Below are 17,004 nucleotides of genomic sequence, written 5' to 3'. Positions count from 1 at the left end.
TATAAGGAGGAAAAGTAATGTTACCTAGAGAAAGACTAGAAATAATAAAGGAAATAGCAATAAAGGAAAAGAAAGTTTATGTATCTAAGCTGAGCAAAGAGTTTGAAGTTACAGAAGAGACCATAAGGAGAGATTTGGAAAAACTAGAGTTACAAGGAGTAGTTACTAGGAGTTATGGTGGCGCAATATTAAATGTTGATAAAACTAACGAGGATGTGCCTTTTTATAAAAGATCTAGGACAAATATAGAAAGTAAACAATATATAGCATTGAAGGCTATAGAGTTTGTTAAGGGAAGTAGTACGATTGTTGCTGATTGTAGTTCAACAGTATTTGAAGCATTGAAATTAATTAGAAATAGAAATGATGTAACTGTAATAACAAATTCAGTGGAAGTATTACAAGAATTAAACCAATCGGAGTTGAATATTATATCAACTGGTGGTGGCTTGGATCAAAGAACTTTGTCGTTACAAGGACCAATAACGCAAAATGCTATTAAAAATTATAATGTGGACATAGCATTTGTAAGCTGTAAAGGAATGGACATAAATAAAGGAATATTAGACTCGAATGAGACAGAGGCAGAAATTAAAAGATCTATGATCAAACAATCTAATAAAGTCATTTTGTTAGTGGATCATAGTAAATATGATAAAACATCATTTGTAAAGCTTTTTGATTATGAAGACATAGACTATTTGATAACAGATATTGAACCAAATGAAGAATGGATTAATTTACTGCATGCTAATAATGTTGAGGTTATATATTGATGTACATATAGAAAAGGTTGTAGAATCACTTAAAAATAAATAGGTGATTCTTTATTTTTTGATAAAAATGCTAATAAATTCGTTATAAATGCTAGTTTTAGCAGATCTTAATATACTTTAATAAAGCTCTATAATGATATGTTGTTTTTAAAATATTAATACAAATAAAAACAAACAAAAACAACAAAAAGCAATTGAAATTAACAAAAGAATGAAGTATAATTTATTTATAAGATAAAATTAATCTGGAATTAAAATGATTAGTTTGTATCTTTAATCGGTGAATAAAGTTACATACATTTACAAATAGAATTATTTAAAATGGACCAAATATTAAAATACATAATAAATATATGAAAGCAGGAGAAAGTATGACAATAGAAGATATGAAGTTTATACAAAATTTTAAGAGGATGACAAATGATGCGTGGCTTAAAGGATGGCATGAAAGAAATGGTGGAAATATAACTTATAGATTAACAAAAGAAGAAGTTTCTGCAATTAAAGAATTTATGAACGAAGATTCGGAATATAATTCAATTGGTGTAACTGTAAAAAATTTAGCCAATGAATATTTCTTAGTAACCGGAAGTGGAAAGTTTATAAGAAATATGACAGTTTGTTTAGGAGAAAATGCAGGAATAATCAAAATAGATGAAAAGGGAGAAAACTATAAGGTAGTTTGGGGATTGTCAAATAATGCAAGACCAACAAGCGAACTTCCTTCACATTTAATGAGTCACTCAATAAAAGTAGAAAAAACAAATGGATGTCATAGAGTTATAATGCATTCTCATACTACAAATGTAATTGCATTAACGTTTGTATTGCCATTAGAAGGAAAAGTATTTACAAGAGAATTATGGGAAATGGCAACAGAATGCCCTGTAGTATTTCCAAGTGGGATTGGGGTAGTTCCTTGGATGGTTCCAGGTGGAGCTGCAATTGCAGAAGCTACTGGTGAACTAATGAAGGATCATGATGTTGTAATTTGGGCGCATCATGGAATGTTTTGTTCAGGTGAAACATTAGATCTAACTTTTGGATTGATGGATACAGTAGAGAAATCAGCTGAGATTTTAGTTAAAGTTCTATCAATGGGTGGAAAGAAACAAACAATTGTTTCTGAAAATTTTAGAGATTTAGCAAAAGACTTTAATGTTAGTATTTCTGAAGATTACTTAGTTTAATAAAGTTATTTTGAGACTAGAGTGAAAATTAGCTTAAGTATAACCCTATCTCCGTATAAGATTAGTCTCAGACAACTTATTATATATATCATAATATGGAAACAATCTAGTTGTTATATTATGTATAGTAACTAGATTGTTTAATAATGATAGATATAGATATGATTTTTATATGTATATAAACAGTTAGTATTATAAAAATACCTAACTAGAATATAATTTGAAAACGATTTATAAATTATAAATATGAGATTGCACTTTGCTGATAAATTATTATTATATAAAATTCAGTGGATACATTATACATTTATCAAAATTATTAAAGGAGAATTGATATTTATGACAAATAGAATAATATTAAATGAGACAAGCTATATAGGAGGAGGAGCAATTGAAAATATTGTTACCGAAGCTAAAATAAGAGGCTATAAGAAAGCACTAGTTGTAACAGATAAGGACTTAATAAAATTTAATGTAGCATCTAAAGTTACAAATTTATTAGATAAAAATGATTTGATTTTTGAAATTTTTGATGAAGTGAAAGCGAATCCAACTATAAATGTAGTTTTAGCTGGTATAGAAAGATTCAAAGCATCTGGAGCAGATTATTTGATTGCAATAGGCGGAGGATCATCAATTGATACTGCAAAAGCTATTGGAATTATTGTTAATAATCCAGAATTTTCAGATGTAAGAAGTTTAGAGGGAGCAGTAGAAACTAAAAATAAATGTGTTGATATAATAGCAGTTCCAACTACAGCGGGAACTGCAGCAGAGGTAACAATTAACTATGTAATTACTGATGAGGAAAGGAAACGTAAATTTGTTTGTGTTGATCCTCATGATATTCCAGTAATAGCAGTTGTTGATTCAGAAATGATGTCGTCAATGCCAAAGGGATTAACAGCAGCTACAGGCATGGATGCTTTAACTCATGCTATTGAAGGATACATTACAAAAGGAGCCTGGGAATTAACTGATACATTACATTTGAAAGCTATTGAGATAATTGGACGTTCTCTTAGAAGTGCAGTAAATAATGAGCCGAAGGGAAGAGAAGACATGGCCCTTGGACAATATATTGCAGGTATGGGGTTCAGTAATGTTGGACTTGGAATTGTCCACTCGATGGCACATCCGCTTGGAGCATTCTATGATACACCACATGGAATTGCTAATGCAGTATTATTGCCATATGTTATGGAGTACAACGCAGAGGCTACAGATAAAAAATATAGAGAAATAGCAAGGGTAATGGGTGTTGAAGGTGTAGACAGTATGTCTCAAAAAGAATATAGAAAGGCAGCTATTGACGCAGTTAAAAAGCTTTCAGAAGATGTAGGAATTCCTAAAGTGTTAAATGAAATTGGTGTAAAAGAAGAAGATTTACAATCACTTGCAGAATCAGCATTTGTTGATGCTTGTACTCCAGGTAATCCAAGAGATACAAGTGTGGTAGAAATTTTAGAAATTTATAAGAAAGCTTTTAAATAGAAAAATAGTTTTAGGATGGGTATATAATTATATTCATCCTTTTTTATATGATAGAATAAAATATATGATTCTATCATAGTTTTTGAGATTATGAAAATTTTAGATAGAGATAAGTTAGGAGAACTGTATTAGATACTATAAAATAGAGTTTTATGTTAAGATATTAAGTAACAAAGTTTCTAGTCTAATTAAAGACATTACTTTTTATATGGAGATAATAAAAAGTATGTTCAGGTATGTTAGCGACATAAGCATGATTTCCCACTATATAATTAAAGAATTTTGAAGAATAGGAGTGTAGCAATAGATGCGACATTGGGGTTATGATACTGATTTTTTAGCGAAAGTTTTTTAAAATATATGCTTTTGAAGTGGAAAAGTGTGCGTGTGAAGAATCGCCTATTCTAATTGTAATAGAAAAAAATAATATTGCGAAAAGGAAGTGTATTATGGAAAATGTATATTATTATAACACTAAAATCGGAAAAATCAGCATAGTGGAAAATGGGACAGCAATTATAAAAATTTGTTTCATAAACAAAGATGAACTTAACATAGAAGGAAATGAAACAGAGTTACTACGAAAAGCTATAAAACAATTGGAAGAGTTTTTTGAAGGAGAGCGGAATTGTTTTGATTTACCATTAGCGCCTAAGGGTACGGAGTTCCAAAGAAAAGTATGGAGTGCGCTACAAGAGATTCCTTTTGGAGAAACAAGGAGTTATGGTGAAATTGCTAAAATAGTAGGTAATGAGAAAGCGGCGAGAGCTGTTGGTTTGGCTAATAATAAAAATCCAATTCCAATTATAATACCTTGTCATAGAGTAATTGGTGCTAATGGTAAATTGGTTGGATATGCTGGTGGCCTTAATATAAAGGAAAAGCTTCTTAAAATTGAGAAGGATTATAAAATATAACTTGAAAAATAACATGATTTAATAATATATAGGTGAGCGAGTCTTTATAAATAATAAACTATTTATAAGGATTTGCTTTTTTTATTTACGATAAATAAAGAATGTTGTTTTAAGTAAAGTTGTAGTGTGCAAATAATTAACATTTAAATTAATTTTGATGGTTTTTAAAAGTATTTAAGAAGTGTTGTAAAGATAAAAATAATTATTATATAAGGTATTTTAGGTGAGTGATGATTAAAAATGCTTATAAGTATTGAAAAAATAACTAAATATGCTTATAATTGCTTATGGGGGTGATTTTATGATTGAGAAAGAAGGATATGAAAATTTTAATAAAGATAATATATTTTCATATAAGGAGAGGTTGAAATTAAATGTTAATGAAAAAACTAAGATTGTTGAAAAGGCAATGAAATTTATTCATAACAATAAAACGTATTTTTTTGATGTTTCTACTAGTATTGAATTTCTTTCAAGATCTTTAGATAAAAAAGCGACCATATTTACTCATTCCATAGATAATTTTAATATACTTTTGGAAAAGAATGGTATGGTAGTAAATTTGATTGATGGAAAATTTAACAAGAAAAATCGCTTTTTCTATAGAAGGAATTATGATGAGTATTTGAGCGGAATAGAATTTCAGGCGGCATTTATAGGAGCTGGAGCTATAAAAGGTAATGGTATTTATTATGAAGATGAAGAAGATGCTTATATTAAAGGGGAGATTGTGAAAAGAGCTAAGAAGGTTATTTTACTTGCCGAACATCAAAAGTATGAAAAAGATGCCTTTTATAAAGGATTAAACCTAGATCGGGCAGATATTATTATTGTTGATCCAATATCGGTTTCTTCTTTTAGTAACATTATGGAATTGCATAATATTAAAATTAATCCTAAAAGTCTAGTGATTATATAAAGAAAACATATTAATTTAAGTAGTGTTATTTAGGAGAATAAAATTGAGTTTTATTTGCTTATAAATATTCAATGCCATAAGTAATTATAAGTAGTTTGACGTTTTATTATAAATAGTTGGGGGATGAATAAATGAAAAAAATTAGAATGGTCTGCTTGGATATTGATGGAACCTTGTTAAATTCAAATCATGAAGTAACTGAAAAGGTGAAAAGCACTATAAATAAAGTTGCAAATAATAAGAAAATACCTGTAATTTTAGTTTCAGCTAGAATGCCAAAAGGAATAAGGTTTCTTCAAGAAGAACTTGGAATAGAGGAACCAATTATATGCTATAGTGGTGCTTTAATCTTAGATAAAGATAATAGTGTATTGGCTAGTGAGGCAATTGATGTTTCTAATTTTGAGAAAATATATAAGTTAACAAGTGAAAATAACATTCATATGAGTTTATATAAGGATGATGAATGGTATATAGAAAAATTAGATTATTGGGCTAAACAAGAAAGTGAAATAACTAGCATCATTCCTAATATTATTGATTTTAATAAATTAATAGAACATTGGAAAAGAGAAGGAGTAGGACCAAGTAAGATTTTATGTATGTCTAATCCAAAAGAAATAAACTTCTTAAAAGAAAATATTTATGCTAATGATTTAAATATATATCCTTCAAAGCCAACATACTTAGAAATTATGCCTATAAAGGCATCAAAAACATCTGCAATTACCCGTTTACAAAAGAAATTCAGTATAGATAAATCAGAAATAATAGCAATGGGAGACAATTATAACGACATTGATATGTTAGAGTATGCAGGAGTTGGAGTAGCGATGGGAAATGCTCCAGAAGATGTGAAGAAACATGCTGATGATGTAACCTTAACTAATGATGAAGATGGGGTAGCAGAAGCACTGATAAAATATGTTATCAACAAGAAATAAAGAAAATGTTTTACAGCCGTTTTATTTAGAACTTTCATAAAATTCTTTTTTTAGAGATGAATAAGCATAGATAATAAGTATAAAAAAATTTAAGTTTAACTCATGTTATTTAATTTATGTGAAATAGAAATGAATTACATATATTTGTGTAATGTTTATTTGTAAACTTAAGCAAATGTATGTAATTTATTTCAATTCCAGTCTTTTTATATTTGAAATTTATTAATTTTTTATTTTAAAAATTTATTTTATATCTGTATAATACGCATATCCCATAAGTCTACTAATATTTTTAGCGACATTCATAAATTCCTCTTTGTATTTTAATAAATCATCCATAGTATTAAATAGTGTTACAGATGAGAGACTGGTTGCAGCAATAATTTTATTGGTTCTATCAAAAATAGGAACAGCTATGCATATAACACCCGTATCGTATTCAATATTGTCTAATGCATATAGGTTCTTTCTTATAACATGAATTTCTTCTATAAGAACATTTATATCAGTTATTGTGTTCTCTGCATATTTTATGAATTCTGTATCTTTTAATAATTCTCTTATTTTATCATCAGAATATTGAGATAATATCAATTTACCAGAAGCAGTACAATAAATAGGCGCTTTTTTTCCTATACTAGAAGACATTATTATATTTCTACTAGTATTTTCGGAAGATACTTTATCTACATAAATTATGTTAGTAAATGACTCGTCAGGAATGCAAAGATGTATGACTTCATCAAACTTATTAGCAAAGTCATATATATGAGGCCTAGCGACATTTATTAAATCCATACTATTTGTTATAGAAGAAGATAAGTTAAGAAGCTTAATTCCTAATTGATATTTATCGTTTTCTGCATTTTGCGTAACATATTCTTTATATTTTAAAGTTGTAATTATTCTATGTATGGTACTCTTGCTTAAAGCTAAATTTTTTGACAATTCAGCAATTCCACATCCTTTTGGATATTCGGCTAAGCAATCAAGTATATCAAGAGCACGTTCCACCGATTGAACTAAGTTTGGATTGCTTAAATCCTCTGACATATAAAATCCTCCTAAATAGTTTTATCTTTATACTACATTGTAATGTTTAATTTTAATTTTAACAAATAAAAAGTTGGAAATTTTATTTTTATACCAGTATCATTGACAATTGTAAGTGATGATATTAGAATTAAGATAATAAATGAAACGGCGTTCCACAATACGGAACGATGGCGTGCGTTGAAAAAATTTAATAATACATGTAAGGATGGAAATATTTATATGGAAAGGGGAGAATAGATAATGGAAAACATTTTGAATCAGTTTTCAATGGACTTTTTTAGATTAGATGGAAAAGTGGCAATAGTTACTGGAGGAAATACAGGTCTTGGACAAGGATATGCAGTTGCATTAGCTAAAGCAGGAGCAGATTTAGTTATTTCTACCCACGGTGATAATTGGGATGATACACGAGAATTGATAGAAAAAGAAGGTAGAAAAGCAGTATTCGTGAAAGCAGATTTAACACAAAAAGAAGGAAGGCAAGATGTGATTGATTCTGCGATGAAATCTTATGGGAAAGTAGATATATTAGTAAATAACGCTGGAACTATAAGAAGAACACCTCTTCTTGATTATAAAGAAGAGGACTGGAACGCAGTTATGGATATTAATTTAAATGCTGTATATTTCTTAAGCCAAGAAGTTGCTAAAATAATGGTTAAACAAGGCTCTGGTAAAATAATAAATATAGCGTCTATGTTATCATTTCAGGGTGGAAAGTTCGTGCCTCCATATACAGCAAGTAAACATGGAGTTGCAGGTATAACAAAGGCATTTGCTAATGAATTAGCGAGTAAAAATATTCAAATAAATGCGATAGCACCTGGATACATAAAGACAGCAAATACTGAACCAATAAGGGCAGATAAAGAAAGAAATGCAGAAATACAGGGAAGAATACCAGCAGATAGATGGGCAGAACCATCTGACTTAATGGGAGCGGTAGTGTTTTTAGCAAGCAGAGCATCTGATTATGTTAATGGTCATATTCTAGCAGTTGATGGAGGATGGTTAGTAAGATAATCAGTATTCAAAATTATATATAAATATTGACTAAAATTTAAAAATGGCCTTATCAAAAGTATGAATATAGAAATCTATCCCCAACTTATTTGGTAAGGTTAAAAACAAATATATAGTGAAAGTGGTGTATTTATTTATGGACGTAATTACTATAGGAGATGCAATGATTGCAATGTGCCCTCAAGAAAAGGGACCAATAATATTTTGTGACACATTCAAAAGAAAAGTAGGTGGAGCAGAATTAAATGTTGCAATGGGATGTGCAAGATTAGGGTTAAAATCTGGATGGATAAGTAGATTGGGAAATGATGATTTCGGAAAATATATACTAAAGATTGTAAGAGGTGAAGGGATAGATACATCAGAGGTACAACTTGTTGATGGATATCCAACTTCAGTATATTTTAGAGAAGTTTTATCTGATGGATCAAGTAGATCATTTTATTATAGAGAAAAATCTCCAACTAGTACAATGGATGCAAAGAAATTGAATGAAGAATATATAAAAAATGCAAAAGTTCTTCATATTACAGGAGTTTTTCCTTCAATAACTGAAAATAATAGAGAAGTTATATTAGAAGCAGTAAAATTAGCTAAAAAGAATAATCTTATAATATCATTTGACCCAAATATTAGATTAAAGATGTGGACTAAGGAAGAAGCAAAAAACTATATAGAAAAACTTTTACCTTATGTTGATATTCTTTTAATAGGTGATGAAGAAATAGAGATATTATTGGGAGATACAAATATAGAAGAGGCAATAAAAGTTTTCCATAACAAAGGAATAGAAAAAGTGATAGTTAAAAAAGGAGCCAAGGGAGCTATAGGGTCAGATGGTAAAAATATTTATGATATTGAAGCTATTAAGCCAAAAGCTTTAGTTGATACAGTAGGTGCAGGCGATGGATTTGCAGCAGGATTTTTAACGGCCTTATTAAAAGGTAAGTCACTAGAAGATTGTGTTAGATTTGCAAATGCAGTTGGATCATTAGTTGTAGGTGTCGAAGGCGATAATGAGGGACTACCTTACTATGATGATGTTTTAGTACATTTAGGACAAGCAAAGAAAATAGAACGTTAAGAAATATATATTTGTATTTAATAAAGTATTTTATGAATGATGTAGATTAATTTTAAATAAAATAAATTAAAGATGAGGTGTAATAAATAATGTTTGAAAAAATTTATAATACATTAAAAGAAGAAAAGGCAGTAGCTGTTATTAGAACTAAAACATATGAAGAAGCAAAAGAAATAAGTATAGCAGCAATCGAAGGCGGAATGAAAATTATAGAGGTAACTATGAGTGTACCAAATGCGCCAAAGTTAATAAAAGAATTGAAAGAAGAATATAAAAATGCTTGTGTTGGTGCAGGAACTGTGTTAACAAAAGATGCTGTAGATGCATGTATCGAAAATAATTCTGATTTTATTGTTTCTCCTTGTATAGATGAAGATGTAATTGCTTATGCAAATCAAAGAAAAGCATTAATAATTCCAGGATTAATGACAATGTCAGAGTTAAATAAGGCTTACAAATTAGGTTTAAGATTTATCAAAGTATTCCCAGGTAATGTTGTTGGAAAGGCATTTATAGGGGCAGCAAAATCAATATTCCCAGACCTTAGCGTTATGCCTACTGGAGGAGTAAACAAAGATAATATAAGTGAATGGATACAAGCAGGAGCAGATTGTAGCGGTATAGGTAGTGATTTAAATAAAGTTTATAAAAGCAACGGTGCTGCAGGTGTAAAAGAATATTGCGCAGATGTTATAAGTAAAGTTGAAAATTTATAATTTTCAGTAAAGATTGAAAGCACTTAATTTTATTGATTAAGTGCTTTCAATCTTTTTTTATTAATGATTTTCTGAGCTATTTTTTTAGATATTTATAAAATAGTTATGTTAAAAGGCAGATTGTTTTAGAAAGCAACAGATACTATTAATATTATTTAAAATGTAGGGTTAAATAATATCAATTTGCAATTTATATTTAGAAATTTATCTATTGAATAAAAGACTAAGTGTAGTGACTTTATATTAAAAAAATGATATATTAATAAAAAATGAACCGAGTATGATTAAAATAATGAGTAGAAAGAAGGTATTATACATGTATGAAATGAAGGAAGAATACAAAATCGGAATTGATCAGATTGATGAGCAACACAAAAAGCTTTTTGAATTAGCAGATCAAGCTTATACGCTGTTAAAAGATGAATTTGCAATTGATAAGTATGATAAGATAATACATATTATGGACGAACTGAAGGATTATACAATTTTTCATTTTAAATCAGAAGAAGAATATATGAAAAGTATAAACTATAAAAGACTCTTTACTCAAAAGATTGAGCATGATAAATTTATTAAGAGTCTTGAAGAAATCGATTATAAAAATATTGATGAAAATCAAGATGAAAGTTTAATAAAACTTTTGAATTTTTTAAATGATTGGTTAACAGAGCATATATTAAAAACCGATAAGCTTATAGGAGAATAATATAATTATAATAAAACGTTTAAATTTTTATTATAATTATTTTGCGGTGAGGGTGAGATATAGAAATCTTACTCTTTTTTTATTAAAAATTTAGAAATGTAAAAAGTGCTCAAATAGATGTTGCAAAGTATTGATTAAAGTTATATAATAAAGAAAATAAAATATATATCTTCAGGGCAGGGTGTAAATCCCTACCGGCGGTATAGCCCGCGAGCTTTTAAGAAAGCAGATTCGGTGTAACTCCGAGGCCGACAGTATAGTCTGGATGAAAGAAGGTAACCTATTAGGAATTGAAAGTTGATCTATTATTACTTGCTGAATGTATGCCCTGATGTATTTTACATCAGGTTTTTTTGTTTTTTTTATTAAGTATTGCAAATAGTTCAGGAGTAACTAATGTACTAAGAATACTTTGACACTAAATTCCTAATAAGCTACACCAAGAAGATAATCTTTTGGGAGGCAAAGAATATGAATGAAAAAACAAGTAAATTAATCAAAATCTCTTTATTATCAGCAATTGCAATTATACTTATGTATTTTGATTTTCCAATAATACCTGCGTTTCCATGGCTTAAGATAGATCTAAGTGATGTACCAGCATTGTTGGGTGCTTTCGGATTTGGCCCTGTAGCAGGGGTGATAATAGAATTAATAAAAAATCTTTTGGTTCCATTAATCAGAGGAAGTCAAACAGGTTTTGTTGGAGAGACAGCAAACTTCTTGTTTGGAGCAGCATTAATTTTACCAGCATCATTTATCTACTATAGAAATAAGAATAAGAAAAATGCAATATTAGGAATGATAATAGGTGGAATTGCAATGGAGGCAATGGGAATCGTGGGTAACATATATTTATTATTGCCAGCTTATGGGATGAAGATGCCAGCGGATATGTTACAGAATTATGTTTTGGCATTACTAGCTTTCAATGGAGTAAAGGCGGTTATGGTGTCGGTATTAACATATATTCTATACAAAAAAGTATCTGTTTCAATTTTTAAGGTTGAACCAAACTTTGGCAGTCCAGAAAATAAGACAAAAATTGTATAATTTTAAAATAATATAAGCAGAAAAAGCTGTAACAAAATAATTCGAATTTTGTTACAGCTTTTTATTGTATATTGGTTGGTATATAAATTTAATGTTATATATAAACATTAATATTAAATTGATTTTTAACATGATTATTAAATAAGCTAAAGATGATTACTCATTTAATATCAGATCAAATTTTAATAGCAACTACTCACATAAAGATGAGTGCTTTCTCCTTTTAAATTTTATAATTTAGATTTAATTTAGCATAATGGTTATAATAATATATAAATAATTAACGTTAAACAGATAGATATATTATAGTTTTTATATGTATTAATATTTATTGTTCAAAAGGTTATAAAATAAATTCATATGATAGAAAATTAAAATTAATTAATAATAATTATTGATTAATAATGCATTATTTGGTATTATATATATAGAAAATATTTAAAGATTAAAGAAGATATTTAATGATCAAGTGAATATAAAAAAATGAGATTACAATAATTTATGATAGTATGTGAAATGGAACAAGATAGATGGCTAAATGTATATCATAAGGAATAACAAGTAATAATAGAGAGAGGTAGTAGTTAAATTATTAACTCTGCAAGAAGTCACAAAAATGATATAATTATAGAAACTTTTAAACTAAAGATCGTTCTAATTAGCTCATCACAATAAATGCAGAAGCGCTTAATTGATATATATTTTACAAGATGATAAATTAACATAGTAAGATATGTATTTATTAATATTTAATTATCAAATCTAAGGGAGGTTTTTTTATGGAAAAATATATTTGTACAGTATGTGGTTATATTTATGATGAGGCAGCAGGTGATCCAGATAATGGAGTTGCACCAGGAACAAAATTTGAAGATATCCCAGACGATTGGGTTTGCCCATTATGTGGAGTTCCAAAATCAGATTTTGAAAAAGAACAATAGTAGATATTGTTTTAATTTAAATTTGACTATATAATTATTTTAGAAAATTTATAAATAAGAATAAAATATTTAAAAACAATAGATATAAGGGGCTATCAAAATAATTTTGTTATATTTTGAAAGTCCCTTATAATATATTTAGATTAATTATTTACCACAAGGTCCTAAATAATAAAAAATGGGAGAATGCATAGATATGTTTACAGAAGAGAGACTAAACGAAATATTAAATATTCTAAATACATATGGAAAAGTTAAAGTTAAGGATTTAAGCAAAAAGTTTAATGTGACAGAAGATTGTATTAGAAAAGATTTAAAACAACTGGAGCATGCAGGAAAGCTGAAAAGGACGTATGGAGGTGCGATTCAAATAAGGGAATCATCGCAGTTGTATGACATTTCAGAAAGAGAGAAGATAGATATTTCAACTAAAAGCATAATTGCTAAGAAAGCCTTAGAACTAATACAAGATAGGGAAACTATATTTTTAGATTTATCAACAATTAATATTCTTATAGCTAAATCTATTTTAACAACTCAAAAAAGAATAACCGTAGTAACCAATATGTTGGAGATAGCAAATATTTTAGCAAAGGCAGCCAATAATATTACTGTTGTAGTTGCGGCTGGGGTTTTAAATAAATCTCTTAATGGTTTTATTGGATCTTCAACTAATGATTTTATTAAAAAATATAAATTTGATAAATCTTTTATAGGAAGTTGTGGAATTGATGCCTTTGATAAAAGTATAACTACTTTTGAAATTGAGGATGGAATTACTAAGGCCACAATAATACAATCGAGTAAAAAGACATTTTTAGTTATGGAGAACAAGAAATTTTTTGTAGATGGTAATTATAAATTTGCAATGATTGATGATATAAATGCTATAATAACGGATGAAAAGCCTAATCAACCAATTATAGATGTGTTAGAAAGTAATGAAATTGAATTGATATAGAATATAAGTAAATCAATTATTAGAGGTAGTTTTTTGCTACATATAAATTGATGATAAGTGTAAAGAGACAATTTATGCAATTTGAACATAATGATTGCATGAATTGTCTCTTTGATATGTTTACCTAAGCACAGAAATTTGTAATTGAGATATTACTCCTTTAACCACATTAAAATAGCATCTTCCTTGTTATCTTCATAGTACCCTTTTCGAATTCCCTCTTGTTTAAAGTTATATTTTTCATAAAGGGCTTTGGCAGCGGCGTTACTTTTTCTAACTTCGAGAGTATATGCTACACACCCTTGAGATTTACAATAAGATATTAATTCTTCTAGGATTTTAGAGGCTATCCCTTGTTTTCGATAGTTTGGATGTGTTGCTATGTTTGTTATATGAGCCTCATCCAATACTATCCATGTTCCAGCAAATCCTACAACTTTATTATCAACTTTAGCAACAAAATATTTAGCAACAGGATTGGTTAGTTCCTGTATATAAGAATTTTTGCTCCAGCATATAGAAAAGCTCAACGAGCTTATATCTAAAATTTCATCTATATCTTCTTCTTTCATTAAATTTATAGCTATATTCACTATAATCTCATCCTTTGCTCGTATTCTCTTTCAGCCTGAGATTTTTTGAGATAAACCGGAGCAGAATTTGGATCGTCATATTCTCCGTTCTTTAATAGTGCACTGCCTATTTCACCTAATGAAGAGGCACGAATTAAATTAAGGTGATTAGGAGGAAAATATGAATTTGGACAATTATCAATCAAATAATCTTTATATTTATCAACACCATCGCCTATAAAAATAACTTTTTCATTTTTGGATTTAATTATTTCTATAAGTTCATCAATATCCAATGCTGAATAATCTAATAGACGTTCCAATTTTATAGGTAAATTTGAAGCATTATTGTTATTGCAGCAAGTATATTCTCCTTTATATAGTGAAGTATAAACACTATTTCTTAAAGCATCCATTATAGGGCATATTATACCATCGAAATTAGATACGCTAAATGCAAGTGCATCTAAACTAGAAACACTAATGTAAGGCTTGTTACTTCCCAAGCTAAGACCTTTTATTGTTGCCATGCCTATTCTAAGTCCAGTAAATGAACCGGGACCCTTCGAAATAACATAGCCATCAATATCATCAATACTTAAGTTGTTATTGTTTAGCAACTCTTGAATTATAGACATTAGTATTATAGAGTGTTCTTTCTTATCGTTTAATGTAATTTCTCCAAGTAGTTTATCATCTTTCATCAAAGCAGCAGTTGCCACTTTAGAAGATGAATCTACGGCAAGAATAATCATATTTTCAACTCCTTTATATAATCATATCTTTTTCCATAAGCATTTAGCGTGATTTTTCTATAATCTTCGCCTTTGCTGTAATCTTTCTTTATATCTATATGAAGTAAATCATTTGGTAGAATTTCTTCTATATAATTTGCCCACTCTATTATTGATACTGCATCTGAAAATATATAATCATCAAATCCAATTGCATATATTTCATCAGGATCACTTACTCTATAAACATCGAAATGATTGAGCTTTAATCGACCGCTATCATATTCGTTCACTATAGTAAATGTTGGACTAGTAATATTATCGTTAATGCCTAATCCTTTAGCTATGCCCTTTGTAATATGAGTCTTACCTACACCTAAATCACCAGTTAAGCAGATTATATCACCGGCATTTAATAATTTGCCTAAATTTATTCCTAATTTAGCAGTATCATCTACATTATAAATTTCAAATTCCATGAAGTGCCTCCTTTAAGTGAGAATTAATTCTTATTAATTAGAATTTTATATCAATAACTTACATATAGTTATTATGTATAGAACCTAATAATTGTTAAATCTAAAAACTCTCATCTTTTTATTTTATCTCAAAATTGCATAAAAGCAAATTAATAATGTATTAACTAATTTAATTATATAAAACAGGAAATAAGCATTCAAAAAAATGTAATAAATTTGTATATATTTATTTTAAATTAGTTGGTATAATAAGAACAGGTATATGCTAAAATTTAATTAACAGATTAATTACGGAGGTAACATATATAATTCAATGTATAAAAGTGAATTATTTTATGTTTAACCTAATAAATGTTAATTAATAATTAACTTAAGAAATTAATTACAGTACATATTAAAAAGAAAGTTATGAATGAAGTCAGTTAAATTTTGGAGGTGACTTGTCTTTGAAGAAAATTACCTTTGCCATGGTGATAATAACCATAGCATTGTCTTTTGGTATGAGTTTTTTTTCAAATCCTTTATTAGCTAATACTGAGAATAATAGAACTGAAAGCAGAGATAAATATCTAAATATAATGACAGTTAATAAACCACAATATTATATGGTTAAAAAAATTATAAAGGAAAAGAATAATGCAGAGTATATGTTTACTAATGAGAAAGATATTAGTGAATTTAAATATAGTGAAGATGTTTTAAATAATATATCCAATATGGATTTATTTATATATTCTGGTACATCTTTTGAACCATGGAGTGATTCACTAATTAGTGAATTGAAGAAAGGAAATCTTGGGATAATAAATTTAGCTAGAGGCATAAAATTATTAAATTATGGGCACGATAATGACACTAAAGAAAATCCTTACTATTTTGAAGGTATAGAAGAGTATAAAATAGCATTATACAATGTAAAAGCAGCTATTCAAGATAGAGATCCTCAAAATAGAGATTATTATGAGGAAAATTATAATGAAGCTATCAAAAATTTTGATACTAGCATAAAGGAATATAGTGAGAAAATAAAATCCTTAAGTGAATATAAATTTATTACATTAAATAATGATTTTGATTATTTAACTAAGTCTTTAAATTTAAACACTATTCAGCTTGATAATCATGAGTTAAGTGAGTTCATAAAGATTAATAATTTAGATCCTAAAAAGATAATAATAATAGTTGATGGTGAAAAAGGAACAAAATTAGATTTGTCAGGTTATAATACTATAAAGTTGTGGAAATATTATGGAGATATGTCTTTTGATGATTTGATTTTATACAATATAAAAGAATTGTCAAAATGGGCTAAGCCTAATGAAGTCGTAAATTCTAGTAATGCAAAATAGAATTACTTATTTGGGATTTGTTCTTATTTTTATTACTAGATGTGATTATATACTACACTAAGGAATCTTTAAAATTTGGATACAAATATA

The 17,004-nt window shown here is 28.1% G+C and carries 19 protein-coding genes and 1 riboswitch; of the genes, 15 read left to right on the top strand and 4 right to left on the bottom strand.

Going from position 1 to position 17,004, the window contains the following annotated elements:
• The first annotated feature begins 17 nt into the window (after positions 1-17).
• The 6 genes from L1S46_RS07935 (at position 18) to L1S46_RS07910 (ending at position 6,240) form a co-directional block, all read left to right on the top strand.
• Positions 18-776, top strand: a complete 759-nt coding sequence (locus tag L1S46_RS07935; protein WP_011967802.1) for a DeoR/GlpR family DNA-binding transcription regulator — start codon at positions 18-20, stop codon at positions 774-776.
• A 371-nt stretch (positions 777-1,147) separates the two neighbouring features.
• Positions 1,148-1,966, top strand: coding sequence for a rhamnulose-1-phosphate aldolase (gene rhaD, locus L1S46_RS07930; protein ID WP_238899744.1), 819 nt, complete (start codon positions 1,148-1,150; stop codon positions 1,964-1,966).
• 339 nt (positions 1,967-2,305) lie between these two features.
• Positions 2,306-3,460, top strand: a complete 1,155-nt coding sequence (gene fucO, locus L1S46_RS07925; protein ID WP_238899704.1) for a lactaldehyde reductase — start codon at positions 2,306-2,308, stop codon at positions 3,458-3,460.
• A gap of 449 nt (positions 3,461-3,909) precedes the next feature.
• Positions 3,910-4,377, top strand: a complete 468-nt coding sequence (locus tag L1S46_RS07920) for a methylated-DNA--[protein]-cysteine S-methyltransferase (RefSeq protein ID WP_011967805.1) — start codon at positions 3,910-3,912, stop codon at positions 4,375-4,377.
• A 301-nt stretch (positions 4,378-4,678) separates the two neighbouring features.
• Complete coding sequence (locus L1S46_RS07915) at positions 4,679-5,296, top strand: DeoR/GlpR family DNA-binding transcription regulator (protein WP_238899703.1); 618 nt, start codon at positions 4,679-4,681, stop codon at positions 5,294-5,296.
• A 131-nt stretch (positions 5,297-5,427) separates the two neighbouring features.
• Positions 5,428-6,240 carry a Cof-type HAD-IIB family hydrolase gene (locus tag L1S46_RS07910; protein WP_238899702.1) on the top strand — a complete coding sequence of 271 codons (813 nt, stop codon included), beginning with the start codon at positions 5,428-5,430 and terminating at the stop codon, positions 6,238-6,240.
• Between the two features lie 243 nt (positions 6,241-6,483).
• Here the strand turns inward: L1S46_RS07910 and L1S46_RS07905 are convergent, their stop codons facing one another.
• Positions 6,484-7,293, bottom strand: coding sequence for an IclR family transcriptional regulator (locus L1S46_RS07905; RefSeq protein WP_236895664.1), 810 nt, complete (start codon positions 7,291-7,293; stop codon positions 6,484-6,486).
• Positions 7,294-7,395: 102 nt separating this feature from the next.
• On the opposite strand from L1S46_RS07905, the gene L1S46_RS07900 reads away from it, so the two are divergent.
• From L1S46_RS07900 to L1S46_RS07865, 8 genes are all read left to right on the top strand, one after another.
• Positions 7,396-7,533: a hypothetical protein gene (locus L1S46_RS07900; protein ID WP_238899701.1), complete on the top strand. Its 138-nt coding sequence runs from the start codon at positions 7,396-7,398 to the stop codon at positions 7,531-7,533.
• 3 nt (positions 7,534-7,536) lie between these two features.
• Entirely contained in the window at positions 7,537-8,319 is a 783-nt protein-coding gene (gene kduD / locus L1S46_RS07895; protein ID WP_077304101.1) for a 2-dehydro-3-deoxy-D-gluconate 5-dehydrogenase KduD, read from the top strand.
• Positions 8,320-8,455: 136 nt separating this feature from the next.
• Positions 8,456-9,403, top strand: coding sequence for a sugar kinase (locus L1S46_RS07890; RefSeq protein WP_011967810.1), 948 nt, complete (start codon positions 8,456-8,458; stop codon positions 9,401-9,403).
• An 89-nt stretch (positions 9,404-9,492) separates the two neighbouring features.
• Positions 9,493-10,119 (top strand): bifunctional 4-hydroxy-2-oxoglutarate aldolase/2-dehydro-3-deoxy-phosphogluconate aldolase, encoded by a 627-nt coding sequence (locus tag L1S46_RS07885; protein WP_238899700.1) that lies wholly within the window; start codon positions 9,493-9,495, stop codon positions 10,117-10,119.
• Positions 10,120-10,435: 316 nt separating this feature from the next.
• A complete protein-coding gene (locus tag L1S46_RS07880) occupies positions 10,436-10,825 on the top strand; it encodes a hemerythrin family protein (protein ID WP_011967812.1) in 390 nt (129 codons plus the stop codon).
• 163 nt (positions 10,826-10,988) lie between these two features.
• Positions 10,989-11,106: riboswitch (FMN riboswitch) on the top strand.
• A 190-nt stretch (positions 11,107-11,296) separates the two neighbouring features.
• Complete coding sequence (locus tag L1S46_RS07875; protein WP_238899699.1) at positions 11,297-11,878, top strand: ECF transporter S component; 582 nt, start codon at positions 11,297-11,299, stop codon at positions 11,876-11,878.
• A 779-nt stretch (positions 11,879-12,657) separates the two neighbouring features.
• Complete coding sequence (rd, locus tag L1S46_RS07870) at positions 12,658-12,819, top strand: rubredoxin (protein ID WP_023974876.1); 162 nt, start codon at positions 12,658-12,660, stop codon at positions 12,817-12,819.
• A gap of 196 nt (positions 12,820-13,015) precedes the next feature.
• Positions 13,016-13,780, top strand: coding sequence for a DeoR/GlpR family DNA-binding transcription regulator (locus L1S46_RS07865; protein WP_023974877.1), 765 nt, complete (start codon positions 13,016-13,018; stop codon positions 13,778-13,780).
• A gap of 152 nt (positions 13,781-13,932) precedes the next feature.
• On the opposite strand, the gene rimI is transcribed toward L1S46_RS07865, so the two are convergent.
• From rimI to tsaE, 3 genes are read right to left on the bottom strand one after another with little or no spacing between them, the layout of a single operon-like run.
• Positions 13,933-14,373, bottom strand: a complete 441-nt coding sequence (rimI, locus tag L1S46_RS07860) for a ribosomal protein S18-alanine N-acetyltransferase (RefSeq protein ID WP_238899698.1) — start codon at positions 14,371-14,373, stop codon at positions 13,933-13,935.
• Complete coding sequence (tsaB, locus tag L1S46_RS07855) at positions 14,373-15,107, bottom strand: tRNA (adenosine(37)-N6)-threonylcarbamoyltransferase complex dimerization subunit type 1 TsaB (RefSeq protein ID WP_041893893.1); 735 nt, start codon at positions 15,105-15,107, stop codon at positions 14,373-14,375. The genes rimI and tsaB overlap by 1 nt, the downstream gene beginning before the upstream one ends.
• On the bottom strand, positions 15,104-15,565 hold the full coding sequence (gene tsaE / locus L1S46_RS07850; protein WP_011967818.1) for a tRNA (adenosine(37)-N6)-threonylcarbamoyltransferase complex ATPase subunit type 1 TsaE: 462 nt from the start codon (positions 15,563-15,565) through the stop codon (positions 15,104-15,106). The genes tsaB and tsaE overlap by 4 nt, the downstream gene beginning before the upstream one ends.
• 446 nt (positions 15,566-16,011) lie before the next feature.
• On the opposite strand from tsaE, the gene L1S46_RS07845 reads away from it, so the two are divergent.
• The gene (locus L1S46_RS07845; RefSeq protein WP_077839228.1) at positions 16,012-16,914 is read left to right on the top strand and encodes a zinc ABC transporter substrate-binding protein; all 903 of its coding nucleotides are present in this window, start codon (positions 16,012-16,014) and stop codon (positions 16,912-16,914) included.
• The last annotated feature ends 90 nt before the right edge of the window (positions 16,915-17,004 follow it).

This window comes from Clostridium sp. YIM B02500 (assembly GCF_022324665.1).
Classification (GTDB): domain Bacteria; phylum Bacillota; class Clostridia; order Clostridiales; family Clostridiaceae; genus Clostridium; species Clostridium beijerinckii.
Note: the sequence above shows the minus strand (reverse complement) of the source record. Positions and strands in the feature narration are given on the sequence as shown.